Below are 24,096 nucleotides of genomic sequence, written 5' to 3' on the forward strand. Positions count from 1 at the left end.
ACCCCCGCGCCCGCGACCCGCACAGCGGCAGCCAACCCCCGCGCCCGCGACCCGCACAGCGGCAGCCAACCCCCGCGCCCGCGACCCGCACAGCGGCAGCCAACCCCCGCGCCCGCGACCCGCACAGCGTGGAGTCCGCACGAATTCCTTTGGGATACCTCGCAGTTTTCAACTCGCGCTACTTGTGGTCACGCCGCTTATATGGTTGTCAATACCTACGACTCATGTATCCATATTGTTAGGATCTAATCTTGTCCGCAAGAACTGAATGGAAAGCTCCGTGTAGCCACTTAGGGCCAAGCATAAAAATAGAAGCAAAGCGGCGAAGAAGGAGAATAACAAGGGAGGTGACCCAGAGCAGAGCAGAACAGAACTTGCGGACGGAGGGCAATGCCGACATCAGACAGCCAACACACCACCCAAACCGACTGTTCACGTGCCTGCCGGCACCCAAGTCGGAGGACACGGAGGAAGTGGGTTGCCCAGCGTTGGCCTGCGACAAGGCTTTGATGCACCCCTTCCTCTCTAACAGGACTCCGGAAAGGAAGACGGAAAGGAAGGGCGAGAGGAAGGTGGACGGGCGGGAGGCCTACAGGTCTCGCCGCCGAGTCCGTTCCGGCTTTACACACGGCAGGGTGTCAACCTTTAGTTCTGCTGTGGATCCACTCCGCGGCTACCACCGCTGATCCCGGAGAACTTCAACAAGTTCACGTCACGGCGTTCAAGCCTTCGCGAGGACCAGGTCAGTATAACTAGATTGGCTTGTGAAGGACAGCCTACGAGCTACCTCCGGAAAACTGGTCGCTCGCGATAATAATCGGGACCTATTCCTTTGCGAGGCGCGAGGTTCACTTAGCTGGCGTGCCGGTGGGACGTGTGATTTCTCGGCTGTTGTAGAGCCTCTGCGAGGCTGAGGGTGCTTCGGGCGGGGAGTTGGTCGAGGTCGACCAGCGAGGTGGCGAGCAAGTTCAGGGTGCGCGGGATGCTGTCGTGCTGGCCGAGTCGCGCCTGTAGGCGCATGAGGTCGCGGTAGATCGCCTCGTTGTAGGGGTCAAGGTGGCGGGCTTGTTCCAGGAGGGTGAGTGCCTGTTCGGGGTTGTCGGTTCTGATCTTCCGTATCAGGGTGCTGAACGCGTCGAGGACGTCGCGCCGGAGTGCTTCGCGGGGCCCGTCGATCCAGTCCGCGGAGATGCCTTCGGCGAGGTCTCCGCGGTACAGCTCGGTGACGCGGTTCGACGCGCCGACGGGGTCCGTTGCCGAGGCCTGGAGGCAGCTGGTGATGGCGTCCTGGAGCCGCCAGAGGTCGGCGGTCAGGATCGTCTGGTCGAGCCGATAGTGGCTGTCGTGGTTGACGATGATGTCGAGGTTGTTGTCGTTGCTTGCCTGGCGAAGGCCGCGGCGTAGCTGGGACAGGGTGGCGTGGAAGCTGTTGTAGGGGCGTTCGCCGGGAGCGTCCGGCCAGAGCGCGGCGCTGAGGGTTTCGCGTCGGCACCCGTCACGGTGCAGCGCCAGGTAGACCAGGATTTCGCGTTGCCGCGGAGCGAGAGCGTCGATGAGGTCGCGGGGGTCGGGGTTCGCGCTGGTCAGGTGAAGCCGGCCGAGCACCTGCAGGTGCAGCGGCGGGACCGAGGATGGATGTGTGGGCGGGCGCGGCGCGGTCGTTCGGTTGTCGTCGCGCCGGGCCGCCGAGGGGTGCGGGTGGTTGCCGACCTCCGGCCAGCTTGGCGCTTTCACGTCTGATTCGGCCGGTCCGGTCGTCGGGTGTTCGCCGGGGTTGTCGCGGACGGCCGCAGTCGGTGGGATCACGGCTGTGGCGTCGGGTGATGCTGTGGCGAACTCGTACTCGGAGACGAGTGGTTCGGCGTTTGTCGCTGTGCTCTCCGCCCGGCTTTGCAGCTGTGTGCCCAGTTCCACATTGCTGCTGGTGGCGATGCGGTCTCGGGTCGGGTCGTCGCTGCCGGGGTCGGCCGCGTGGAGGAGTGCGAGTAGGTCACGGGCGTCGGCGTCCGGCAGTGTGAACAGTCGGGCGTCGGCCAAGTCTTCGCTCAGGGTGGGACTTGTCGCTTCGACGACACCGTCGTCGCGCACGCGAGCGGTGCCGCCGGGGTGCCAGGGGCCGAGGAACACGCCGGCCAGGCCGAGGTGCGAGCCGTTGTCGAGGACGGCGTGCGCGCGCCGGTTCGTCTCCGGGGTGGGCGTGGCCACCACCACGGCAGGTCCGGTGTCGCCGCGCGTGTGCGACGTGTTCGCCGGTGGGTCGTTCCTCGCGATGTCGCCGCTGTCGGTGCGGGCGACCAGCTCGGCCTCCAACGTCCCCAGGGCTGCGGGCAGGTCATCGACGATGCGCAGCCGGTCCGGGGCGTGATCCGCGAGGTCGTGTCCGAAGAGCGAGCGGGCATCGTCGACGGGCATCACGATCATGGCGTCGAGACCGTCACTGGCGGACTGCGCGAGCAGGGTCACGATCAAGGCCCGCGCGGCGGCGTGAGCACCGGGACCGGTGAGTCCCAGCCCTCGCGTGCTGGCAAGGTCGAGTGCGATGGCGTGCCCGTCGCGTACGCCGAGGGATGAGTCCTGGGGTACCGGGAGCACAGCCCGGACCGTGGCCTGGGCTCGGTCGCGGGCGTGAATGTCGGCTGGCCGTGCGTGTCCAGGTGGCGCGGGCGCATTGGTCGGTTTGCCGTCGCCAGCGAGCGTGTGCGTGGCGGTGTCATGGACGATGCGCAAAGCGCGGACGACCGGGAGGCCGGCAGGGTCAACGTCGCCGAGTGAGCCGGGTCGGTACCAGCGGCGGCGCCGGATTCGGACGGTGATCATCGCGAGGGTGATCAGGGCAGCCAGTCCGAGGCCGACGAACGCACCGGTCGGCAGTGCGATACCCGTTCCAGGCTGCGCCTCGGGCATGTCCGGCTGTTCTCCTCGATGTCCGTACGGCGGGGCGGGCTGCTCGGCGGAGGTAGCCGGGCCATCGGGGGCAGGCGCGGGTGTCGGGCTGGTCGGTGGCCTCGCGGGCTGCTTTGGTCGCTCCGCGGGTGGCGGTGCCACCTGGGCGGGCAGGACGAGATTCCAGCCGGGCAGGAGCTGGTCGGGGTGGCGTAGCGCGCGGCCGTCGGGTTGGGTGCGGCCGGCGTTGAGGTCGAAGATCCCGGGCCAGGCGTTCGGGTCGCCGAGGTGGCGTTCCGCGATGCTGGATAGCGTGTCGGCAGGCTGAACGGTGACGGTCCGCCCTGCCGCTGCGGTGGATTCCGTGGGACGGGGAAGGCCAACGGCGTCCGGCGGGAGCAGCAGCGTCCATTCGGGTTCAAGGTCGTCCGGTCTGCCGGCGAGCAGGTCAGGGTTGAGCCGCACGATCTCGTGGTATCGCGTGCCGTTGCCGAGGTAGCGTTCGGCGAGGTCCCACAGGGTGTCGCCGTGCACGACCGTGTGCGAAACCGCTTCTTCCGTTTGGGCTGTCGCGGTGGCCGCTACGGGATCACGGGTTGCGGTGGCAGGGTGCAGGTGCGGCCAGGGTGGTGCGGTAGCGGCGGTGGGCGTGGTGGGAAGGCCGGACGCGGCCGCGGTGCCAGCGGAGGTGGCGACGATCACGGCGGCGACGAGCCCGGCGATCCACCGGCCACTCGGGATCCGGCGCAGCGGGCCGCGGGCGGCGCGGCCGGTCTGGCGGATCACTTCGACGATCACGGACACGGTGAGGGCCAGCCAGCCCGTCCATGCCACGGCGACGATCAGCCAGATCACCAAGTCGCCGGTGATCCACGCCCAGCGCAGCGTGGCCCAGATCTGCTCGGGCCACTGGTTGATGTGCACCGGGTCTGGCCAGCGGTCGGGAATCAGGCGGGCGGGATCGGCGCCGAGGGCCAGCAGGCCGCTCGGGATACCGGCGACGAAGGCGAGCAGAGCCAGCGCGGCCAGCGTGCCGCGAAGTCGCTGTGCCGCCGGGGAGGTCATGGGAGGCCGCCGTCGCGGGTACCGACGCCGAGTTCGGCCAGCGCGGTACCGGTGGCCTGGACGCTACGGCCGAGCAGGCCGATGGGAGCGGGCTCGGTGACCGTGACCGTCGCGCGGACCGCGCGGGTTCCGGTGATGGTGACCTGGCCGGGGTGCCCGGCTCGGGCGAGGTAGTCGGACGCGGTGCGGGCGGCCGTGGCGGTGTCGATGCCGACCTGCGGGCTACGGGTGTCCACGGCGGTGTTCGCGGCGCGGGCGGCTTCGGCGGCCAGAGCATCGGCGCGGGCGATGGTCCGCAGCCGGGCGGAGCCGTCGACGACCAAGGCGAGCACGAACAGCAGCGCGGGCACCAGGACCGCGATCATCACGCTGACCGACCCGGCATCGCGGGGCCGCGCCGGGGCGGTCATGGAGTGCCCCGGTACGGATCTGCAGGGCTGGTAAACGAACTGGTGATCATGCGAGTCCCTCCCGGGAAGGGAAGGGCGAGGTCGCTGAGCGTGACGCGGCACGTCACACTGGCCCTCACCAGTCCCGCACGGCCGACAGCGATCTGACTGGCATCGACCGACACGCTGGTTTCCTGGCAGGTGATGCCCTCGCGACCGAGACGGTCACGGGCCACCGCCGCTCCGGCCTGCTGGGCCGAGTGAGGGCTGCGGGCGATCGACGCGGCGCGTGCGGCCGCGGTGGCGGCGTTGTCGACGGCCTGCTGCGCGGAGCTGACCCGGGCGCCGGCGATGATCAGAAGCCCGACGACGATCACAGCGGGCACGAGCACCGCGGCTTCGACGCTGACAGATCCTGTGTCGGTCCACAACCGACCGATGCGATACGCGCGTGCTTGGCGAGTCACGAGCCGCCCCCGGTCAGCGTCGTAGTAAAGCGTTCCTTGACCGCACGCGCCGTCACTTCGACCCCGATTTCCAGGCCAGGAATCGGCAGCAGCCGGACCATCGTGCCGGACACCACGACCTGGACAGTGTCGGCCGTCATGGTGGCATGAACCTCGGGTGCGGTGAGAATGCCGCGACCTGCGCGGTCGGCGAACGATCGTGCGGCCGCGGCCGCGGCGGGTTGCGTGGCACCGACCGGACGTCCAGCGTCCACGCCGGCCTGTGCCGCCTGAGCGGCAACGGAGCGCGCATGCCACCACAGGCCGCCTTGCACCACGGCGAGAATCAGCAGCAACACCAACGGAAATAGCACGGCCAAGCCGACGGACTCCGCTCCGCTGTCGTCGCACTTCCGCGTTCGGCAGAATTCTCGACAGCGTGACCACACGGGTCCCTCGTCCGCCCGTCGGGGAAAGGCTGACGTGGTCACGACGCCACCGCCGATGTGGGCACGACGCCGTCGTGCGCAGGCGGAGCATCCTGTAACGCAGTGGTTTTCGGTTGCATAGATGTGTGAGACGCGGGCGGCTTGCGGGCTTCGGTGGTCTTCGTCTGGCTCGTCCCGGCGGGCTTCTTTCGCTTGCCGCGGCCGGGTTTGGCGTTGGTGCGCCAGCGGGTCAGCTCGGCGGCGGGGACGTCGGTGAACGCGGCGAGCTCGTCGATCTCGATGACGTCGCCGCACTCGGCGAGTACATCGCCCAGTTCACGTTCAACGTCGCCGAGTTCCTCGGCCAGCTCGGCGTGACGGTCTGCCAAGTCGCCGACGCGCTGCGCTGCGGCAGCCCTCCTTTCGCTCCGTGCAGCGTCGGCTACTTCGACACGTCGCTCGATCTCATCAGCGGTGGGCATCTGTGGTCTCCTTTGCTGTTAAGGGCTTCCGGCCGTGTACAGGTTCACTTGATCTGGCCCTGATAGGTCTGGACGGCGGCGCGGATCGCGAAGCCAAGGCCAATCGCCACGGCAAGGCCGATCGCGACGAGGACAGCCTTTTCCACGGATTCCGATCCGCGGTCTCCCGATGCACGGGCTCGTTCCCACTGGCTCTCGGCTGTGAAGGCGAAGCTGAGGATCCATGCGGTAAGGATCAGTCCGAGCCGGGCTCCGCAGCGCCGGACGGTGGTCACGTAGCGGTTGAGATGGTTGAGCATGAGTATCGTTCTCCTTCACGACGAAACCGTTTCCACATAAGGCTTATCGGACGTGCATGTCTTCTTGACTCCCTGCTCGTGGTCGACGATTCACTGGACGCACGAAGAACAAGTCCGGGCCACTCGGACGACGGCAGCTCCCACGGGAACGACCCGGAATGCGTGATATCCCGTGCTGCGGTGACGTGAGCGAACACGCTTCGCGGCAGTGCGTCCGAGTCCTGCGACAACCTGGCGAGGTGGTCCTGTCCCGGAACGGTGGTGAGTGTGTGGCTGACGCGGGCTGCGAGATCATGCCGCCGGATTTTCTGTTCCCACGCGCGACAGAGCACGACACAACCCCTCACATGCCGGGCGACCTCCCGCAGGCTGGTATCGACGTCGTCGACCGCTCGTCGCGTCGCAGCGACCAGGTCATCACCTCTGTCGAGCTCGGCGGCGACTTCCTCGGCGAGAGCACGGGCTTCGCGACTGCGGTCGAGGCAGCACATGGCCCGCCACACCACTGTGTGGATTTCACCGGGCAGTGCGGGATCGAGCCAGGCGAGCGCCGGGCTCCGGTGCAGCTCCTCTACCCCCGTCAGCAACTCGGCTACCAGTTCGCGGCAATCCGCACCCAGGTCATCGAAGTCGCGGCGCCGGTGGAATTCCGCTCGCCGAAGCCGGAGCCGCGGCACTCCTTCATGCTCGAACGGGTTCTCTCTGGCTGGGCGGCTGAGGACACGCATGACACCGAGCACCAGGATGAGGGTCACGAGGGCGATACCGAGTTTCTCGCCGAAGCCGTGACCGGCACCAGATATCTGTATGGCCAGCCCCGCAGCGAAGAGTCCTTTGAGGATGGTCAAGGGCCGGACGAGACCGAGGGCTTGCCTGCGCCGCCACTGCCACCTGGTGATCGCAGGATTGAGCAGCACGGTGTCATATCCGTCGGGGAGCACGCAGTCGAGCACCGGCGGCACCGTTGCAGGCGATTCCTGGTTGCGCATCGGTCTTCTCCTTCAGCCGGGGTCGATTTCGTTCTTTGGAAAGGGAAAGTGGAGGTGGCGACGACGGGGTGTCGTCGCGTGTTCCGGCTAGCCACCGCCTGTGACGAGCCTGATCATGGCGGGGTACATGACCAGGAGCAGGAACGCGACCAGCAGCAGGGCTACGGGGAGCGCGAGGCGTTGGGAGCGGGCGTTGGCGTCGGTTTTGTCGGCGGCCAGCGCGGCGGCGCGCAGCGCGCTCGATTTGGCGATCAGGGTGGTGTAGATGGCGGCGCCGTCGGCCGCGGTGGCGAGGATGTCGGCCAGGTCACCGAGTTCGACGACTCCCATACGTTTCCCCAGCCGGGACAAGGCTTCCCACGGGGTATGACCGGCTCGTGTCGCGCGGCCGAGGGTGCGGCTGATCCGAGCGAACACCCACGAGTCCCCGACGGCGGCGGCCTCGCTCAGCGCCTGGCTGGGTGCCCGGCCGGTGGCGCGCTCTTGTGCGACGAGGTCGAGGTAGGCGGCGGTGGCGCGGCGGAATTCCTCTCGCGCCCGGGCGGCGTCCTCCTGCACGGCCAGGACCGGCACCGCCGATCCGGCCGCCGCGCCGGCGATCACGGCCAGGACCACCGCCGTGGCGGACAGACCGATTCCGCCGAACCAGCCCAGTCCGGCGACCGCGAGCACGGTTCCGGCGGCGCCCACTGCCCAGGCCAGGCGGCGGGCAAGGTAGCGGTCGGCGGTCTGTTCGAGGACGTCAAGATCGGTAGCGGGAATGCCCCACCAGCGGTTCGACGACCGACGAGAGTAACCGGCGAGGCGTTCGATCCGATTCGACCAGCGGCTGCGTGGCGGTGCCCCGTCAGCACGGCGGGCGGCGCGGTCGTCCAGCTCGGCGACCGCGGCGGCCACGTTGACCGGTGCCGGGCGCAGCAGCGCCAGGAGCACACAGACCAGCGCCAGCCCGCCCAGCGCACCGAGCACGACCGCGGTGATCCCGGAGTTCATCGCGGCACCTCGACCTCGACGCGGGCGACGGTCGGGGTGCGCCGCGGTTTCGGTGTCCCGGGCGGGATCCTCGAGGTGGCGCCGAGCAGGCGGGCGGGGCGGCGGGTTCTGGTCAGCAGGTGCATCCACCACCCGGCCGCGCCCAGCAGGCCGCCAATTCCGGCCATCACGAGCTGGCCGAGCAGGTCGTTGAACGGCGACAGAAACTCGTGCGCGAAGACCACCAGGCCGGTCAGCAGAACCGCGGTGATGCCGAGGATGGCGCGGACATCGGTGCGGGGTTTCGCGCGGTCGGCTTCGATGTCGCGGCGGGCGACGACCTCGCGTTCCAGGGCGGTGGCCTTGCTGTCGAGAATGTCGACCAGTCCGCGTCCGCCCGCGCGGGCGCGCAGGATCAGCGCGAGCACGACTTCGTCGGCGGCTTCGTCGCCCACGTCCGCGGCGAAGGCGCGGAGCGCGGCTTCCAGGCCACGGGTCCGCAGCCGGGCCGCGAGGGTTTCGATCTCGGTGGCCAGTGCTTCGGGGGCGGTGCGGGCGGAGGTGGTGATCGCTTGCTCCAGTCCGCCGGCACCGGAGGCCAGGACATCGGCGAGACGTCGGACCCAGCTAGCGAGGGCGTCCAACCTCGCGATCACGCGGCGGGCGTCGTGTCCGCGGGCCAGAGTCGGCACGGTCAGTACCGCTGCGATGGTCACGATGGTGGCGACGGGCCAGCCTGTGCCCCACCACACGACCCCGCCCGCGGTGGCCGCGACGACGACCCGCCGCCTCGGTATCCGCGTCGTGAACGTCCTCCAGCTCGCGTTGCGCGCCTTACCCGGTGTCGTCGACCGCGCGGCGGGTGGGTGGGAGGCGGCGACGGCGCAGGCGATCGCCGCCACCGCGGCGACACCGAGCACGCCCGCCCATACGCCCGTCATCGCCTGCCTCCGCCCGGCAAACCGTTGGTAGGCCAGGTGTCGGCAGCGGCGCTGTCGAGCAGGGCGCGGTCGAACCCGTGCCGGGCCAGGCGCTCCAGAAGGTCGCGGGTCGGGGCGTAGGCCGGGACGGCGCGGCCGTCGGCTGGCCGCGGGGCGAAGATCCTGGTGGTGTCCGGGCGGCCGGAATCCCCGACCGGGCCGACCTCGATGATCTCGGTGACGAACCGCTCCCGGCGCCGCCCGCCGGGTGTGGTGTGGTCGGCGCGGGCGACGTGCACGACGAGGTCGATCGCCGAGGCGGTCCACTGGTGGGCCGCGTCGATCGCCAGCGGTGGATCGGCGAACTGCCCGAGCGCGCCGATCCGGTCGAACACGCTCGACGCGCTTGTGGCGTGCAGGGTGCACATGCCGCCTGTGGCGCCGTTTCCGAGAGCGCGCAGCATCGCGGTGACTTCCCCGGCCCGGACTTCCCCGACGATCACCCGGCTCGGTGAGTGCCGCAGCGTCTGCTTCAGCAGGTCGTCCAAGGAGATCTCCCCGATCCCCTCCGAGTTCGCCGGACGAGCCTCCAAGGGTGTGACCAAGGGCCGGGCACCGATGTGCAGCCCGAGTTCGTACTCCTCCTCGACCGTGACGACGTGCTCGTAGTCCGGGATCTCCGTGCACAGCGCGCGCAGCAGCGTCGTTTTCCCCGCAGCCGGGCCGCCGGACACGATCATGTTGCAGCCCGCGCGCACCGCTGAGCGCAGGAAGGCCGCGATCAGCGGATCGAGCGTGCCGTTGGCGACGAGATCGTTCAGGCCGACGTCAACCAGGCGGTGGCGGCGGATCGCCACTCGCGGCCGGTCGGAGACCTCCATCACCGCAGCCACCCGCGCCCCCAGCGGACCGCCCGCGCGGATCCGCAGGTTTCCCAGCGGGCGACCAGCGTTGAACTCCCGGGAGGTCTGGCCTTGCCGGGCGAACATCGCCGCCAACATCTCCACCAGCTCGGCGTCGGTGTCGGCTATCGGGTGCGGCCACTGCTCGACCGTGCCGTCCGCCAGCTCCAGCAGGATCCGGTCACAGCCGTGCACGTGAATGTTCTCGACATCGTCACGCTCCAACAGCTCCTCCAAGGCACCCAGCCCGGACAACGCGGCGACGACCGCGCGGGCCAGTCGGCGTTCTTCGGTAGCCGGTAAGGGTGCGTGTCCGGCGGTTGCACGGCGTTGCACCCAGCCGGCGACCCCGTCGGCCACGTAGGCACGCATCCGCGCCTGCTGCTCCTCGCCCGTGAGCGGTGTGTCCACACGGGACTCGCCCGCCGCCACGCGTTCCAACCGGGCAGCGACCACTTCCCGGATCTCCCGGACTACCGCGGAATCGACATGCCCGGCCTCCACAGTGTTCTGCGGTTGGACCGGTATGCGCGGGATCGCTGTCGCCGATCCTGCCGGGCTACTGCGCGGGATCGGCGACACCGGCGGGTGCTGCGGGAACGCCGAATCACCTGAGGGACGAAACCCGCTACGCGGCAACGTCATCGCGCACCTCCGGAAAGCAAGTGGGCCGAAGTCGACACAGCCGGAATGCGCGGTTCGCTCGGCGCGTAGGCGTGATAAGTGCCGTGCAGGCGACGCGCGACGCGGCGTGCACTGCGCAGCAGCGGCGACCGGTGAGGAAGGGCTCCTCCGTCGATGCCGTCGGAGAACACCGCCGCCGTCCGCGCGGCCATCGGGACCTCCACCGCGGCCTCCCTCCCCAGCGCCACACGGACTTCGCGGGTGCCCGCAGGCGTAGTCGCGCAGACGGCCAGCGCGAGCCGCTGAGGCAGAATCCGCTCGGCGAGCTCGGCCAGGACGGGGCGCGCGGCCAGCACATGCCGCTGCGTCGGGCGCACCGCCACCAGCACGAGGTCCGCCGCGAGAAGCACCGGCCACGGCGTCGCCGAGCTGAAACGGCCAAGGTCGACCAGCGCGTCGGCCGGATGTCCGGCCGTGGTTTTGAACGCGGCCAATGCCACGGTCAGGCGGGTCCATCCGGCCGTGCCGATCGCGGTGTGCTGGCCCGGTGTGCTCAGCCCGGACAGCAGGCCGACGTGCCGTGCCGGAGGCACCGCCTGCACATGCGCATTTAGCGTCGCCGGGTCTCCTGCGGTCGCGTGCCGGGTCGCGATGGCATGCGACAACAGGCCGAGATCGGTCCGAAGGAATCCGTTCACGACCCAATGCCCCAGCCAGCCCGGCGCCAAGTCGCCCCCGGCGGGGTCGCAGTCGGCCAGCAGCACCGGCGCTGGCCAGGCCGCCGCCAGCGCGGCCAGCGTCGTGGTCCCGCCGGGCGATCCCTTGCCCGACACGATCGTGATCATCGCCATTTCCCTCACCACTCCCTTCGACAGCTGGTCTCTTTCACGCGCCCGGTCCGAGCTGGACTAGGACGACCTGCCCAGCTGATGCGCTGGTCGCGGCGGCCGCGGCGTCAGCGCCGACGACGACATCGACCGTCACCGCGCCGGTGGAATCCGGCGGGCCGACCCCGAGCACCCGCGCACGAAACGGACTCGACATGTTCACTGGGGCCTGCCCGACGTCGGGCCCATTCCCGGCAGCGACCGGGGTGACCTGCACCAGATCCCCAGCCGACAAGCCGCGGGCAGGCAGGTGACCCGGCCGAACGGGCAGCCCCACCAGCCGCTCCCCTGGCCCCGGAATCGGCTGCACGGAGAGCTGGCCGGGCGCCAGCACCGTCCCCGCGGGAAGGATCGACCGCGCGACCTGCCCCACGACCCTGTCCCTCTCGCTGACCGGGATAAAGGCCAGAGGCTGATCCGGGACCGCCTTGACCACACCGAGATCGCTCTCCCCGATCGTCTGCCCCCAGCCGACCTCGCGGGTGAGCGCGAGGACATCGACCCGGTCGTCCTGCCCCGTGATCAGCGCGTAGTTGCCGAGCGCGACGACCGCGGCCAGCACCACCGCAACCCCCAGCAGCCACCAGCGCCGCCGCCGTGGCACCCGCGGCGCCTCGCTGTCCTCGGGCTGTTCGGCGAAGCCCACGTCGCTGCCGTGTGCTTTCGGTGGGCGTGAAAAAGACAAAGCGGTACCCATAGCGGCATTCCTCCACAATTCCGAATTACGGCTTCGGTACGCCTAAGAATGTGTTAACTGCACTCTTTGGCAGAGTGTGGTGCTAGTTCGCGCGCAGGGCCTGCACTTCGGCGACGGCGAACGTTGCTCTCGCCCGGGACTGCATCAGCGGGAAATCGCCGCCGACGGAGCCGGTGCCGTCCGAGCCGATCCAGCTCACCGACCACTGGATCGCCCACTCCGCGGTGGTCTGATCGTTCGACTGCCCGACCGAACTGCGGGTGTACACGAAGCCGCAATCAGGGCTGGCGGCGTGCAGCCCATGGGAACGGTCATACGGTGTTCCCGGCCCTGAACAGGTCATCGACCCGCCCGACCCCGAGTTAAACGTCATCCTCGTCGGTGTCGCGGTCACCTCGGCCCATACCGGACCGGCCTGCACCCGCTCGACCGCCGGTTTCCACACGCTTCGGTCAGTCCAAATCCACGTGTTCTCCCCGACGATCGTGGAGTCCCTGCCATCAGGCAGCCGCACGTCCGGCGAATGCCGAGGAACCGGCAACGGCAACCGCAGCTGCTCGAACGCGCGCGCAGCAAGCTCGGCCGGAGTCGGCAGCGGCGGAGCCGGCGGCCCGCCTGAAGCCGCAAGTTCGTCGACAGGCAGCGAAGGAAGACAGCGAATCCCGAACGCACTGCCACCTGCTCGCCCTACGCCAGGTGAGCCACCAACACCGAAACCACCGAGCGAACAGCCCGCAGGAAGCCCGTCCGACGGCTCCGGTGCTCCGTTGCCCGCTGCTGCCCGCCGGTCCTGACCTAATGGCTTCCTTCCCGGTCCGCCTGGCCGGACAGGAGCCTGCCCCCGCTGTCGCAGCGCCTCCATGTCGACCTGCGGTGGAGCGACAAGTCCCGACGAGTCCCCCGGCACCACGATGACCTGACCGTCATCGGCCGTCGGTGGCACCGCGGCTTGTGCCCAGGTCGGCACAAGGACAGCAGTTCCTCCGATCAGGCAGGCGACACCCATCGAGGCCGCCCGCATCTTGTAAGGCCGGATCATCAGCATGTCCCGCCGGAGAACGCGACCTTGGCGACACGCCACCGGCCGTCCGTGCTGTCTCGCTTAAGGTTGGCGCTTACCGGGTTCCTCGGCACCCCCACAGTTTTCGGATCGCCGGTCACGGCATCGGCTTGGCCTGTGCGCGATGCGTCCTGGCAATCGGTCACTGTCGCGGAGGCACCGTCGATCTGAACCGACTGAATCCGGGCGGTAACGTCGCCATAGACCTTGATCCCTGCTTGCTTCTGAGTGCGCATCGCGTTCAGGGTCGTGGTGAGCTGGGGATCCACCGCGACCGCCGCCATAGCGGCCCGCCACGTGTCCTCCGGCTCGTCGTCCGTCCGGAGCGTCTGCGACCAAAACGCGGAGTAAGCCGATTCGATCGCTGCCCGCTCATCCTGCCCCGAAGAACTCGCCGCCTGCGGTGGCGCGGACAGATTCGGGGACGACGGCGAAACCTGGCCGGTGCCGCCACTGCAGCCCACCAGCAGCACCACTGCCGATCCGACCAGGAGAGTCGGCAGTGCCCGACGAGTACTGACTTTGTTCACGATTTCCTCCCCAATGCTGACCACGGCCCCTTGCGCGACCACGCCGTCCAGGCGCGGTCACCGACCTATCTATGCCACGACGACGCTCACCAACGCTCCGCCGAGCAGCGACGGACCGGCAGCGAACGTGGAATTCATGCTCCTGGACGACACCGCGCCCACGAGGGCGACCACCGCGGTAAGTCCGCTGGCGAATAGCAGGCCCCGCAGTAAGCCGTCCCAACCGAACCACCCGAGGAACAACGCGAGCGCGCCGTACAGCGCCGTGTCGCCGCCTCCGGTATGGTCCGGCGCGCAGAGCTGGACCAGAGATGCGAGCCCGAACGTGACCCCGGCGGACGCGCAGGCGAACCCGAACCTCGGCCAGGCTCCGTCCATCAGCGCGATGCCGAAGAAAAGAACGGCGCAACCGCCCGCCAGCGTCGTCACCATCGGAAACGGAAGCCGTCGGCATCGGAGATCCGTGAGCGCGAGACCAACTCCCAGCGCACAGGCCCAGCACCACACCAGCCAGCTCGGCGTCGCGCCCAGCCGAAGCCAGCTGATCCAGCTCGCAGCCACCGTCGCGGCCGACATCGTGGCCGCGACCGCGACATGTGTCCACAGCCCAGTCACAAGCGCCGTGCCCGTCGTGCGCTTCGCTGCCGCGAGCAATGCAGGGCCCGCGACAAGACTTCCCGCGCCGACCGCGACCACCATGATCGAAACCACCGAAACCTCCCAGCCGAGCAGGAAAGCGAAGTCGGTAATCACTTCGTTCCAGCACCGCGTCGTCCCACGCGTTGTCGGGCACCATCGCTCTCGCCTCTCTCACCGCTCACGCCGGCGTTCACGGCACCTGCCCCGAGTCCAACCGGAGCGAGGACGACCCTGTGGGTCGAAGCTGATGAACAGCGGCCAACTGAATGAGCGAGCCCGAAAATGCGTTGCTCCCGGTGCTTGCCACACCCAGTTGGCCGACCGCGCTCCTCTTGCGTCACCAGGCAGTCCATTTCCTGGCTGAGATCAACACGTACACCCGCGGGGCCGACTGAGTGCAAGGTAAGCACCCAGGTGAGTTTGGGCTCAGTAGGCCACCTTTCACCCGTTTGGGGCAGGTGACCGACCGAGCCGAGGTTTCCCGCATGCCGAGCCGCCGAGTCGTGTTAGCTGACGGTATGGGTGGGGAGAACATCTCGTATCAGCAAAGGGTGAATGATGCCGTCTCGATTCTCCGCGGGCAGTGGACGATTTCCGTCCTCGCCTCGCTCGCGCTCGGGGAATTGCCGTACAAGGAACTGTTGACGGCGGTCAACACAGCCGAGCATCGTCCAGGAGGTGGCGGACGCTCCCCGCTGTCGGACCGAGTCTTCACCGACACGTTGAAGCGAGCACAGGGACACGGCTTGATCGACAAGCGCTCGGATCCTCAGCGCTCCGGCGCCTCCGTTTACGAGCTGACGCCCAAAGGGAGAGCCCTCTTGCGGGCAGTCCGTCCCCTGGTCGCGTGGGCTCAGGAGTACGAGGATCAGGACGATCACGACGCGGTCCGGATCGACTGAGTTCAGTGGGGGTCGACCTGCGGAGTCCGCGGCGATGTTGACGACCCCTTGACCACACATACGCGGTCACGTCCTGACTGCTTGGCGGCGAACATCGCATTGTCCGCGGCGAGAAGTAGTTCTTCGAGGTCCTGTCCAACTCCGGGATACTGTGCGACACCGATCGACACGCTGACTCGAAGATCGGCTAGCTGCTCACTCTCCTCGCCGAAGCCGAGCGCTCGAACGGCCGCACAGATCCGTTCGGCGACACTGACGGCTTCGTCGACCGCCGCGTCCTGCAGGAGGATGACGAACTCTTCGCCGCCGAAACGTCCGGTCAAGTCGTAGGTGCGAACCTGGCGGCGGAGGGTGTCAGCAACGGCTTGGAGCACCCGGTCACCGGCGAGGTGGCCATGGGCATCGTTGATGCGCTTGAAGTTGTCGAGGTCGACCATCAGTACCGCTACCGACGTTTGGTATCGCGTGGCCTTGCCGAACGCACGTTCGGAGAGACTCCGCCAACTGGTCGCGTTGAGCAGGCCGGTCTTCCGATCCGTGGTCGCCGCTTGCTCGAGATGCTTGACGAGGACGCTGCGGTGCAGTACGTAGACGGTGGGCAGCACGAACGCGATCATCCATGGCCGCCAGATCATCAGCGCAGCGGTCAGGACGCCGATGCACAAAGTGACAATCTCCAAAGCATTGTCACTCCAACTGCCCAGCAACCGCGCAGCTGATCGTTCGCCGGTCTCGAGCGCGATCACCGCGCCGACGAGCACAGAGTTCATTGCCCAGAATGTCGCGATGACCAGCAGCGGCCCGACAAGATCCTCAGGTCGGACGATGTCGAGGACCTGGCCATGCGGAATCACGTGAACGACTAGCGCTGCCGCATAGACCGACAAGATCATCACGCTGGCGTTGAACACCGCCCGATAGATCGGGACTCCGGAAGTCCAGCGCCATGTTCTCCACCACAAATGGAGGTACAGGAGTACAGCTGTGACCGCGCCGAGGCCCGGGCCGACCAACATCGTAACGGCCAGGATCGATACCGAGCTCATGTTGACGTGCGGCGTATCCGAAAGCTGCCGGCGAATGCGTTCGATATATCGCGTCGCTTCTGCGACAAGCAGCCCTGAGCCGAGCAGCACGCCGAACTCGATCCAGCCCGTCATGGTGACGGAACTGTTCACAGCCACAACGCCTGTCAGTCCTGCTGTGGCCGCTACAACGCAAAGTACAAAGGCGACCACACGAGGCCGTAAGGCGAAGAGGTTCGATTTCGTCGCTCTTCGGTTGCGCCTGAATACGTTGCGTGCCCGGCCACCCGTCTCGTGATCCTCTCCCTTCATACTGGCTGCGCTTGCGTCCCTGGACGGTCCAGCCGCGGTTGGCGTTGCTCCCGCCTCCGCCGGCGATCCGTCCGCGCAGTCCGTTTCCTGGGAGGAGGTGCTCGTCGTGGCCGGGAAGGAATGGTGAGGTGAATCCGCAACGAGATCGGACCGGTTCCCGCGCCTTCGCCGGGAGCCGGTCCAGCTCCATATAGCGAGGAGCGCGACCGCCAGCACGGCAGCGATCAGTCCGGCACCTGCCACTGCGCGGAACGAGCCGATCGACTCGGCAGCGAGTCCGCCGAGGACCACGGCGATGCCCTGTGAGCAGTACATGCAGGTCGCCATTCGGCCCATCACCCGGCCGAGATACCGGTCCGGGACAACACCGACGACCATTGTCTGCGTCTGGATGAGGTAGGCGGTCGTGAGCGCACCCGAGAGAGCCCAAAGCGCTACCGATACCGGGAGCCCTGGACCAAGGCCGCAGAGCACGAGCACGAGTCCGGCCGCAGCCGCGAGAAGGGTGGCGGCGAACGGCGAGGTCGGGATTCGTACGCGAGTCGTGAGCCAGGCTCCGATCGCGCTTCCGGCGGGATCGGCCGCCAAGAGCAGTCCGACGCCCCAAGCGGCTACCCCCAGCTCACCGGCGTACGGCACGGCAAGCCCCTCCGGCACGATGTAAAGGCCAAGAAGGCACACCAGCCCGAACAGGACGACAAGCTTCCCGCGGTGGCCAAGCTCATCCACACCGCTTTCGACAGCCGATTGGCCTCGAGCGGCAGGCCGTGCACGGACTCCGGCAAGAACAAGAACCGCGCTGCCCACGAAGGTGGCCGCGTTCACCAGCATGCCAACGTGGGGCTCAACGACGACGAGCAGCAAGCCGCCGCCAGCGAAACCAACGAGCTGAGCGGACTGAGTCGTGAACTGCCGAAGAGCCACGCCTGCCGCGTACTCGTCATCGCGTTCGAGGATCTGCGGGAGCAACGACATGTGAGCCGCTTTGAAAGGGCCGGCCGCGACGCTCAGCAAACCGACGCACACCCACAACGCGGGTAACGACATAGACGGAATCGCCATGAGTGCAGCCAGAACCGCGCGCACGATATCCGCAATTACGATGACTGTCCGCCGCGGAAAACGATCCGCCAGGCCGGATAGGAGAAACCCGCCCAACACGGAAGGCACAAAAGTCAAGCCATAGGTCAACGCGGTCAGAACCGCCGAAGAGGTCTGAGCAAACACCACCAGCGAGAGCGCCACGCGAGCGACCTGGTCGCCGGCGATCGAGATCAACTCGGCAACCCACAGCGAGCGAAACTCGCGCACGCGCAGTGGCACTGAAAAGCCAGCTCTGCCCTGCTCAGCCATTCCCTCCCCCGCAACCCTCACAGCAGCGGTCCCCGTACCGCTACCACAGCGAGTATCCCGACAGCTACGGTAGGTGCGAAGCGAGAGGAGGTCGCCCTTCGCGATCGATGTTCACTCGGAAGTAGCAGCCCGGTTACCCAAAGTTACAGGTCGTTGCGGCTGACCGCGTAATTGAGCTGTTCACCCGCTGATGATCTATCGCAGTCTCCTTTGCCGGCGAAGCGCCGTAGGATCTGTCCACGTGGCTATCGGACCCAACGGGCAAGAGTTGACACGCTGGAAGATCCACGGGGAACGGCTCGTCGACGACACGCGTCGCCTACGGCTGAGCATCGCCTCGGTCGAGCTACCCGACGGCGTGACATTCGAGCAGTACGTGTTACGCATCCCCAAGGCGGCCATGATGGCCGTTCTCGATGATCAAGACCGCGTGCTCATGATGTGGCGCCACCGGTTCATCATCGACCGCTGGGTATGGGAGCTGCCCGGTGGCTACGTCGACCCCAACGAAGACCCCGCGAAGACCGCAGCGCGCGAAGTCGAGGAGGAGACGGGGTGGCGGCCGCTCGACGTCGAGCCTCTCGGCTCGTTGCAGCCCATCGTCGGCAGCGCCGACGCCGAGAACCTCTTATACGTGGCTCGAGGAGCCGAGTATGTCGGTGAACCCGAAGACATCAACGAGGCCGAGCGGGTCGCTTGGATCGAGCTCGACACCGTACGGGATCGCATCGCCAAGGGCGAGATCGTAGGCGCGGCCTCCCAGGTCGCACTACTTCATGTGCTCGCGTTCCATCGTTGACGCTTCACACAGGAGTGGGGACACCTGCCGCGGTCATCTGGGCGTACAGCGACCGCACGCGACGATCGCTGCGATGCGCCGCAAGGCGACGTCCGACGTCGGCGAGATAGGCGCCACCTCGAACCGACCGGACGTGCTCACTCATCTTCACCGCGGTCGCAGCGACCTTGCAGGCTTCGTCAAGACGTCCTTGATCGGCCAGCGTTGACGCGAGTAGAGCGGTGTTGAACAGCCTTCCACGCTCATATCCGTCGCTCATACCCAATGATTGCCGGGCAAATCGCTCGGCTTCGACCGGGCGCCCGAGATCACGGAACGTGTGCGCGAACTTGGCCGAGAGGTAGGCATTGTCGAAATAGGTCAACCAGGTGGGCCCCGAGCCGGGCACGAACCGCTCAAAGGCACTTTCCGCATCGCGAAGTGCTGCGAAGCAAGCAGAAGTGTTCGCCTGCAGCGCGTGACCGTGCGCTTCCAGCACCGCGGCCTCGGCTTGCAAGGCGACAAGGCCGGACCGTTTAGCAGTCCTCCTGGCGGCCAGCGCCATGTCTACGGCAACCCCGTGGGCTTGATTAAACGCCGCGTGATGGCTCATCGCCGCGAGCATCTCGGCTTCAAGTGCATCGTCACCGGCGTCCTGCGCCAACTTCAATGCGTCACGCAGGTACCGCTGGCCTTCCCCTGCATTGCCGATGTCGTAAGCGATCCAGCCGACAACCTGGTGCAGTTCAGCAGCCGCTCCGAATAGTTCTTCGCGCTCTGCCTCGCTCTTGCCCGTGTCGTTCAGCATCGGCGCAACAGTGGACGTCAAGTACCTGGTGGTGGTCGAGGTCGCTTGGCTGTGACCGCCGCCGTACCGATTGTCGAGTCGTCGGAACGTCGCCGTCATGTCTCGAACAAGGTCGACGTCGCTACTCCTGGGTTTCGGCAAAGCTCCCGCCGGCGCCGGGGCTGCACCGAGAAGCGAGGCACCAACGGCTGTCACACCTGCGCCCGCGGCCTTGAAGAATTGTCTCCGTTGCACGTCGTCGAGGTTAGCTTTCTGCTCCGCATCAGCCGATGCTTCGTGTGTATGGGAAAACTTGAACCAGAGGAGCGAAGGCGGGACGCGTAGTGCCTTCGCCCAACGTTCAAGGCTATGCAAATTGCCGGGCCGGCGAGCATCTGGAGCTTCAAGCCGGCTCACCTGTGCTTGGGCGAGCCCAAGCCAACGGCCGAGCGCGGCCTGCGACACGTGCGGATCGGATTCTCTGCGGTATGCCGCGAAGAGACGGCCGAAGTGGCGAGCCTCAAGTGCAGCACGGATGCTCTCCGCCTGCCAAAACGACTCCGGCCGCATCGGCGCTTCATGCGAGACCAAACGACGAATGCACGGTCCGCAGTGTCTACTCACGCGATCGCGGGCTAGGCGAGCGCCACACGCTTCACATCTGCGTGTTGTCCTTTGCACGATGGTCACCCCCGTCAACCCCTCACCACAGTGTATGCGACTCAGCACGCAGTGTCGCGGATTCCATACCTGACATGTATGGGATCCGACGGCAACGGCCTTCTACCAGCAGATCTCATGCATCGCTGTCGTTCCAGCCCGGAGACCAAGGGCAGATACTCAATACATGCACCGAGTTACTCACGGTAACAACGCCGAGCTTCAGGCCGTCTACCGCGCGATCAGCAGCCGAACAGTCAAGGACCACAGCCACGAGCGGGCGCCCTGATCCGTTCACGATCGCCTCCCTCTGCGACCGCACTGCCGGAATGCGCCGGCGGCAGGTTGAGAGGCATCCCGGAACTGAGCCCTTGCCGGGATTCCCCTCAATCTGCCGCCCCGCAGGCAGGCGGCGGGAGTACGTGCTCACCCCGTCCACTCCCGCCGCCGCTTCACAACGGACACAGAAGTCTTCCACCGCCTACTGATTTCGAAGAGGCGAAACCGCCATGTTTGCACCCCACTATCGCGACCCGTCCTCCACGAACTCCGAATCCATTGCCGATGCTGATCTCATAGCCTCCGTCCGCGCTGGCAATACAACCGCCTACAGTGTGCTTTACGCGCGCCACTGGCTCACTGCTCTGCGCTACGCTCGACGGTTCACTTCATGCAACGCCGCCGCGGAAGACGTTGCTGCTGACGCCTTCATCAACATTTACTTGGCCTTGCTCGCATGCCGTGGACCGCGTGATGACTTCAAGAACTATCTGATCTCCGCAGTCCGAAACACCGCCATCCACAGCTACCGAAAGAATCGTCGCCTCAAATTCGTGGACAACATTGACGAATTCACCCACGACGTCACACAGTCGCCGGCCACGATAATGCAGGAGCGAATCCAAGCCCACTTGGAACGCAGTCGAGCAACCCATGCTTTTCTCCGTCTTCCCGAATCCTGGCGCCAGATCCTCACGCTCACCGTCATCGACGAGCGGCCGATCGCCGACGCAGCCGCGATCGTCGGACGGACGCCCAACGCCACCTACGCATTGGCTCTCCGTGCTCGCCGCGGCCTGAGAGCCACCTACGCCGAGCTACCCGACGCCGCTTGAGCGCAGTAGGGAGGGCAACGCCATGACCCCAGGGAAATCGACCTGGCGGGCGGATCGCGTTCCCTGCAGCGCCGCCGACCAGACCCAAATCATCCCCGTCTTGCCTTCCTTCGATCCCGACCGGCTCCTTCACACCTGGATCGAATCCCAGCTCTCCACCGCCCTGCTCCCACCAGCGATCCACTGGCCACACCGCGACCCCGACACACCTCCGTACTGAACGCCGGACCTGCCCTGAAGAGGAGTCACCGAATGCCTGCTGGACGCCACGCGCACGTCACTACTCGACGCACTCCAGCCAGCTCGAAGCCAGGCCAGGTCAGCTACCTCGGCTTTCTCCTCCTGCTCGTCGGCGGCGGACTCATCATCGGCAGCGCGTTCGTCATCGCCTACCTCGGGGCGAGGCTCTACTTCGGGCTTCCGCTCATGTTGTAGACCTCGCGCTCCGGACCAGTTATTCCGGCCGGATCAGCTCTCGGCGGCCGTCCAGGTGCACCGGCAAGCAGGCATCAAGTAGAACGCCAGGCCAGATAGGCCAGCGAAACGATTCCCACCTTTGTCCCCGTTCCCTCCCTGTGCTCAATGCATGGGAACCACCGTTACGCAGAAGAGGAGAAGGCAGATGTCCGTACCTGAGCATCAGCCGCGTCGGACCGTGAGGCCGTCGATCAGTTCGAGGTGGCCAACGATCGGCCGCCAAGTCGCCGCCTGCCATTACGAGTTGCACCGCGATGCCGCAGATCCCGACTGGACCAAGGGATCGTCTCTTTTCTGGGATTTCCAGCTGTGGACACCTCGAGGTGCGCGGCTACCTCACCAGGTGTGGGAAGCCATCGAGCGACGCGCGCGAGGAGCGCCCATCTACTCAATTGCCGCTCGCCTCGGACGATCACAGAGCACAATTGTCCGCTGGCTACAGCAACGGGGACAAGTCTGATGAACCTGTCGCAGACTCCAGAACACGGGCTCAGCTTCGACTATCCTTATACCTTGGCGGTCGATCCGGCATCACCCGGCCATGGCTACCGCGCAGAGATGGTGACCACCGAAGCTCGCTCGCTTGCGACACCGGGAGTACTCGTCCGCGCGAACACCACCGAGATGCTCCAAGTCCGGCTCCTTGAACTCGCCACCACGCTCGGCTGGCACAACGACTACTACGCTGACAAAACACTGATCGGTGCCGGGCATAGCCCGAGCGGCGTTCCGGCCGAATCTCGCGTTCGGCTTCGACGAGCCGGGTGCGAAGCCCTCGAATGGTTGCAGCAGAACAGCATTCCACCGGGCTGGCGGCTGAGCTGGACCAACCAGGCGATCGTCCTCAGCCCTAGCTCTGCGCATGATGCCGCTCTTCGTTGACCCGCGAGCAGCATCCCCTTACCTCGGCCAGAAACACCAGCAGACCGCAAACACCGAGAGGAGCTCGCGGTGACCGTTGCACACCCCATGGGGCAGATCGATGCGCTCATCGTGGGCGCGCCGTCTTTTTCCACGAGTACCCCGAGGGGTCTGGCATGAGCTCCGGTGTTCGCAACGATGAGAGTGGGCCGCGGGTTTGCGTCTACGCCTTGATCGGCCGCCATGAGCAGATCTTGGTCATGGCGAACGGCCGCGGCAGCCACGTCCTACCAGGAGGACCGGTCCACAACGGCGAACCGATCGAATATGCACTTCGGCGCACGGTGCTCGATCAACTCGGGACGGCGATGGCCAGCGTGGAGTTCTGTTCCGTCATCGAGTACGAGGTGGACGACGGTCGGCAGGGTTCAGCGTCCGAAGTCGCCTTTCTGTTCGACGTCACACTACCTGACGTCAAGCGCATCTCTGATCGCTTTCCCTATATGCACTGGTGGGCCGACGAGCCCGATATCGACCTACTACACCCGCCTGCCGTTAGAAACGCGGTTACGACTGGCAATCTGTCGCCAGAGGTGCCGTGGTGGGCATGGCAGCCCTGACGGTCATTGCGCAGGCCGAGCTCCGAAATTAGCGCAGCGCCAACATCACATACCGCGGAACCACGATGAGGAACTGTTGAAAACAAACAAAGACAAATTCTTGTCAACAGTAAAGATGAGGGAACTAGGAGTTGAACTTCAGCGAATCCGTAAGCGGGCAGGATACAACGGAGCACAACTGGGTTTCCTGCTGAATTGGAATGCCTCCACGGTTTCTCGCCTGGAGAACGGTTTATACGAGGCTCCGGACGGAAAGGTCGCACTTTACCTCGCGCGAGCAAGGGCCACGCCCGCCGAACTCGACGACCTGGTGGAACTGGACCGCCGCCAGGACGATGGTTACCAAGTCAGGCCCCACCCCGCGGGATTTCCCGACAGCCTTCCCATCATCGCCATGCTCGACACCGAAAGCACATCCATCACTACCTACGATCCCGTCGACATTCCACGGCATCTCCAGATCGAACCATACATCCGCAATTACCTCCGAACAAACGGATATAAGGACGACCTCACGCTCGATACGGCAGTACAGACGCGGCTCACCCGCCAACCATCTTCCTTCCGACGGCACGGCCCCTTCACCTTCTATATTTCCGAGACTGCGCTCCGCGAGTGCACCGAGAGCGCCACGGTCATCCACGAACAGCTGCTACACCTGGCGATTGTGTCCTCGCTACCCCACTGCCACATCCACCTCGTTCCCGCAGATGCTGCCTTGGCCGACATCCGCACAGGATTCACCTTCTATCGACACGAGGAGCACCGCCCTGTACTTCACCACCAACTGCCCACTACCAGTCTCTTCCTCGAAAACGACCACGACATCGCGTTCTACGAAAGTCGTCTAGAACGCGTCATGCGCCTCGCCCTCAGCCGCCGAGAAACCCGAGCCTGGCTCACCGACCACCTTGCCGAGGTCGAGGCACGCCTGGATCCCAACCGCTCGCTGAATCCGGCGTAGCAGATAAACGCAGCTGGACATACATCATCA

The 24,096-nt window shown here is 66.5% G+C and carries 25 protein-coding genes; 8 read left to right on the forward strand and 17 right to left on the reverse strand.

The genetic code is table 11. The annotated features are described in order from the left end of the window. Window positions 1–852 precede the first annotated feature (852 nt). The 15 genes from ACZ7KI_RS40140 to ACZ7KI_RS40210 all read right to left on the reverse strand — a co-directional run bounded on the left by ACZ7KI_RS40140 (window position 853) and on the right by ACZ7KI_RS40210 (window position 14,326). Complete coding sequence (locus ACZ7KI_RS40140) at window positions 853–3,948, reverse strand: LysM peptidoglycan-binding domain-containing protein (RefSeq protein ID WP_470278237.1); 3,096 nt, start codon at window positions 3,946–3,948, stop codon at window positions 853–855. Further along, a complete protein-coding gene (locus ACZ7KI_RS40145; RefSeq protein ID WP_470278238.1) occupies window positions 3,945–4,358 on the reverse strand; it encodes a hypothetical protein in 414 nt (137 codons plus the stop codon). Before ACZ7KI_RS40145 ends, ACZ7KI_RS40140 begins: the two co-directional genes overlap by 4 nt. Next, the gene (locus ACZ7KI_RS40150) at window positions 4,355–4,768 is read right to left on the reverse strand and encodes a TadE family protein (protein ID WP_470278239.1); all 414 of its coding nucleotides are present in this window, start codon (window positions 4,766–4,768) and stop codon (window positions 4,355–4,357) included. The genes ACZ7KI_RS40145 and ACZ7KI_RS40150 overlap by 4 nt, the downstream gene beginning before the upstream one ends. 32 nt (window positions 4,769–4,800) lie before the next feature. Beyond that, window positions 4,801–5,232: a TadE/TadG family type IV pilus assembly protein gene (locus ACZ7KI_RS40155; RefSeq protein WP_470278275.1), complete on the reverse strand. Its 432-nt coding sequence runs from the start codon at window positions 5,230–5,232 to the stop codon at window positions 4,801–4,803. 38 nt (window positions 5,233–5,270) lie between these two features. Next, window positions 5,271–5,693 (reverse strand): hypothetical protein, encoded by a 423-nt coding sequence (locus ACZ7KI_RS40160; protein ID WP_470278240.1) that lies wholly within the window; start codon window positions 5,691–5,693, stop codon window positions 5,271–5,273. Window positions 5,694–5,737: 44 nt separating this feature from the next. Beyond that, the gene (locus tag ACZ7KI_RS40165) at window positions 5,738–5,992 is read right to left on the reverse strand and encodes a hypothetical protein (RefSeq protein ID WP_470278241.1); all 255 of its coding nucleotides are present in this window, start codon (window positions 5,990–5,992) and stop codon (window positions 5,738–5,740) included. Then, window positions 5,965–6,981 carry a hypothetical protein gene (locus ACZ7KI_RS40170; protein WP_470278242.1) on the reverse strand — a complete coding sequence of 339 codons (1,017 nt, stop codon included), beginning with the start codon at window positions 6,979–6,981 and terminating at the stop codon, window positions 5,965–5,967. Before ACZ7KI_RS40170 ends, ACZ7KI_RS40165 begins: the two co-directional genes overlap by 28 nt. 87 nt (window positions 6,982–7,068) lie before the next feature. After that, window positions 7,069–7,974, reverse strand: coding sequence for a type II secretion system F family protein (locus ACZ7KI_RS40175; protein WP_470278243.1), 906 nt, complete (start codon window positions 7,972–7,974; stop codon window positions 7,069–7,071). Next, window positions 7,971–8,894, reverse strand: coding sequence for a type II secretion system F family protein (locus ACZ7KI_RS40180; protein WP_470278244.1), 924 nt, complete (start codon window positions 8,892–8,894; stop codon window positions 7,971–7,973). The genes ACZ7KI_RS40175 and ACZ7KI_RS40180 overlap by 4 nt, the downstream gene beginning before the upstream one ends. Further along, the gene (locus ACZ7KI_RS40185) at window positions 8,891–10,420 is read right to left on the reverse strand and encodes a CpaF family protein (protein ID WP_470278245.1); all 1,530 of its coding nucleotides are present in this window, start codon (window positions 10,418–10,420) and stop codon (window positions 8,891–8,893) included. The genes ACZ7KI_RS40180 and ACZ7KI_RS40185 overlap by 4 nt, the downstream gene beginning before the upstream one ends. Then, window positions 10,417–11,244: a hypothetical protein gene (locus tag ACZ7KI_RS40190; protein ID WP_470278246.1), complete on the reverse strand. Its 828-nt coding sequence runs from the start codon at window positions 11,242–11,244 to the stop codon at window positions 10,417–10,419. The genes ACZ7KI_RS40185 and ACZ7KI_RS40190 overlap by 4 nt, the downstream gene beginning before the upstream one ends. A gap of 40 nt (window positions 11,245–11,284) precedes the next feature. Continuing rightward, window positions 11,285–11,983: an SAF domain-containing protein gene (locus tag ACZ7KI_RS40195; protein ID WP_470278247.1), complete on the reverse strand. Its 699-nt coding sequence runs from the start codon at window positions 11,981–11,983 to the stop codon at window positions 11,285–11,287. A gap of 82 nt (window positions 11,984–12,065) precedes the next feature. After that, a complete protein-coding gene (locus ACZ7KI_RS40200) occupies window positions 12,066–12,251 on the reverse strand; it encodes a hypothetical protein (RefSeq protein WP_470278248.1) in 186 nt (61 codons plus the stop codon). A 770-nt stretch (window positions 12,252–13,021) separates the two neighbouring features. Continuing rightward, window positions 13,022–13,573 carry a hypothetical protein gene (locus ACZ7KI_RS40205; RefSeq protein ID WP_470278249.1) on the reverse strand — a complete coding sequence of 184 codons (552 nt, stop codon included), beginning with the start codon at window positions 13,571–13,573 and terminating at the stop codon, window positions 13,022–13,024. Between the two features lie 69 nt (window positions 13,574–13,642). Then, window positions 13,643–14,326 carry an A24 family peptidase gene (locus ACZ7KI_RS40210; RefSeq protein ID WP_470278250.1) on the reverse strand — a complete coding sequence of 228 codons (684 nt, stop codon included), beginning with the start codon at window positions 14,324–14,326 and terminating at the stop codon, window positions 13,643–13,645. A gap of 344 nt (window positions 14,327–14,670) precedes the next feature. On the opposite strand from ACZ7KI_RS40210, the gene ACZ7KI_RS40215 reads away from it, so the two are divergent. Further along, window positions 14,671–15,114 (forward strand): winged helix-turn-helix transcriptional regulator, encoded by a 444-nt coding sequence (locus tag ACZ7KI_RS40215; protein WP_470278251.1) that lies wholly within the window; start codon window positions 14,671–14,673, stop codon window positions 15,112–15,114. A gap of 2 nt (window positions 15,115–15,116) precedes the next feature. On the opposite strand, the gene ACZ7KI_RS40220 is transcribed toward ACZ7KI_RS40215, so the two are convergent. Further along, window positions 15,117–17,804 (reverse strand): MFS transporter, encoded by a 2,688-nt coding sequence (locus tag ACZ7KI_RS40220; protein WP_470278252.1) that lies wholly within the window; start codon window positions 17,802–17,804, stop codon window positions 15,117–15,119. 241 nt (window positions 17,805–18,045) lie between these two features. Between ACZ7KI_RS40220 and ACZ7KI_RS40225 the strand changes: the two genes are divergently transcribed. Continuing rightward, window positions 18,046–18,603: an NUDIX hydrolase gene (locus ACZ7KI_RS40225; protein ID WP_470278253.1), complete on the forward strand. Its 558-nt coding sequence runs from the start codon at window positions 18,046–18,048 to the stop codon at window positions 18,601–18,603. A 4-nt stretch (window positions 18,604–18,607) separates the two neighbouring features. On the opposite strand, the gene ACZ7KI_RS40230 is transcribed toward ACZ7KI_RS40225, so the two are convergent. Then, window positions 18,608–19,939 carry a helix-turn-helix domain-containing protein gene (locus ACZ7KI_RS40230; protein ID WP_470278254.1) on the reverse strand — a complete coding sequence of 444 codons (1,332 nt, stop codon included), beginning with the start codon at window positions 19,937–19,939 and terminating at the stop codon, window positions 18,608–18,610. Between the two features lie 599 nt (window positions 19,940–20,538). Here ACZ7KI_RS40230 and ACZ7KI_RS40235 point away from each other — a divergent pair. From ACZ7KI_RS40235 to ACZ7KI_RS40260, 6 genes are all read left to right on the forward strand, one after another. Then, window positions 20,539–21,144, forward strand: coding sequence for an RNA polymerase sigma factor (locus ACZ7KI_RS40235; protein ID WP_470278255.1), 606 nt, complete (start codon window positions 20,539–20,541; stop codon window positions 21,142–21,144). A gap of 252 nt (window positions 21,145–21,396) precedes the next feature. Then, window positions 21,397–21,579: a hypothetical protein gene (locus ACZ7KI_RS40240; RefSeq protein ID WP_470278256.1), complete on the forward strand. Its 183-nt coding sequence runs from the start codon at window positions 21,397–21,399 to the stop codon at window positions 21,577–21,579. A 187-nt stretch (window positions 21,580–21,766) separates the two neighbouring features. Further along, the gene (locus tag ACZ7KI_RS40245) at window positions 21,767–22,081 is read left to right on the forward strand and encodes a helix-turn-helix domain-containing protein (RefSeq protein ID WP_470278257.1); all 315 of its coding nucleotides are present in this window, start codon (window positions 21,767–21,769) and stop codon (window positions 22,079–22,081) included. After that, on the forward strand, window positions 22,081–22,503 hold the full coding sequence (locus ACZ7KI_RS40250; RefSeq protein ID WP_470278258.1) for a hypothetical protein: 423 nt from the start codon (window positions 22,081–22,083) through the stop codon (window positions 22,501–22,503). Before ACZ7KI_RS40245 ends, ACZ7KI_RS40250 begins: the two co-directional genes overlap by 1 nt. A 155-nt stretch (window positions 22,504–22,658) precedes the next feature. Continuing rightward, a complete protein-coding gene (locus ACZ7KI_RS40255; protein WP_470278259.1) occupies window positions 22,659–23,102 on the forward strand; it encodes an NUDIX hydrolase in 444 nt (147 codons plus the stop codon). 76 nt (window positions 23,103–23,178) lie between these two features. Continuing rightward, on the forward strand, window positions 23,179–24,066 hold the full coding sequence (locus tag ACZ7KI_RS40260) for a helix-turn-helix domain-containing protein (protein ID WP_470278260.1): 888 nt from the start codon (window positions 23,179–23,181) through the stop codon (window positions 24,064–24,066). The last annotated feature ends 30 nt before the right edge of the window (window positions 24,067–24,096 follow it).

The sequence above is a fragment of the Amycolatopsis sp. NPDC039088 genome, from assembly GCF_055598845.1.

Bases quoted from the DNA above. Each gene is read 5' to 3' on its own strand.
- ACZ7KI_RS40140 (WP_470278237.1), bottom strand. From the start codon at position 3,948: ATGACCTCCCCGGCGGCACAGCGACTTCGCGGCACGCTGGCCGCGCTG.
- ACZ7KI_RS40145 (WP_470278238.1), bottom strand. From the start codon at position 4,358: ATGACCGCCCCGGCGCGGCCCCGCGATGCCGGGTCGGTCAGCGTGATG.
- ACZ7KI_RS40160 (WP_470278240.1), bottom strand. From the start codon at position 5,693: ATGCCCACCGCTGATGAGATCGAGCGACGTGTCGAAGTAGCCGACGCT.
- ACZ7KI_RS40165 (WP_470278241.1), bottom strand. From the start codon at position 5,992: ATGCTCAACCATCTCAACCGCTACGTGACCACCGTCCGGCGCTGCGGA.
- ACZ7KI_RS40170 (WP_470278242.1), bottom strand. From the start codon at position 6,981: ATGCGCAACCAGGAATCGCCTGCAACGGTGCCGCCGGTGCTCGACTGC.
- ACZ7KI_RS40175 (WP_470278243.1), bottom strand. From the start codon at position 7,974: ATGAACTCCGGGATCACCGCGGTCGTGCTCGGTGCGCTGGGCGGGCTG.
- ACZ7KI_RS40180 (WP_470278244.1), bottom strand. From the start codon at position 8,894: ATGACGGGCGTATGGGCGGGCGTGCTCGGTGTCGCCGCGGTGGCGGCG.
- ACZ7KI_RS40185 (WP_470278245.1), bottom strand. From the start codon at position 10,420: ATGACGTTGCCGCGTAGCGGGTTTCGTCCCTCAGGTGATTCGGCGTTC.
- ACZ7KI_RS40190 (WP_470278246.1), bottom strand. From the start codon at position 11,244: ATGATCACGATCGTGTCGGGCAAGGGATCGCCCGGCGGGACCACGACG.
- ACZ7KI_RS40195 (WP_470278247.1), bottom strand. From the start codon at position 11,983: ATGGGTACCGCTTTGTCTTTTTCACGCCCACCGAAAGCACACGGCAGC.
- ACZ7KI_RS40220 (WP_470278252.1), bottom strand. From the start codon at position 17,804: ATGGCTGAGCAGGGCAGAGCTGGCTTTTCAGTGCCACTGCGCGTGCGC.
- ACZ7KI_RS40230 (WP_470278254.1), bottom strand. From the start codon at position 19,939: ATGCGGCCGGAGTCGTTTTGGCAGGCGGAGAGCATCCGTGCTGCACTT.
- ACZ7KI_RS40235 (WP_470278255.1), top strand. From the start codon at position 20,539: ATGTTTGCACCCCACTATCGCGACCCGTCCTCCACGAACTCCGAATCC.
- ACZ7KI_RS40240 (WP_470278256.1), top strand. From the start codon at position 21,397: ATGCCTGCTGGACGCCACGCGCACGTCACTACTCGACGCACTCCAGCC.
- ACZ7KI_RS40245 (WP_470278257.1), top strand. From the start codon at position 21,767: ATGTCCGTACCTGAGCATCAGCCGCGTCGGACCGTGAGGCCGTCGATC.
- ACZ7KI_RS40250 (WP_470278258.1), top strand. From the start codon at position 22,081: ATGAACCTGTCGCAGACTCCAGAACACGGGCTCAGCTTCGACTATCCT.
- ACZ7KI_RS40255 (WP_470278259.1), top strand. From the start codon at position 22,659: ATGAGCTCCGGTGTTCGCAACGATGAGAGTGGGCCGCGGGTTTGCGTC.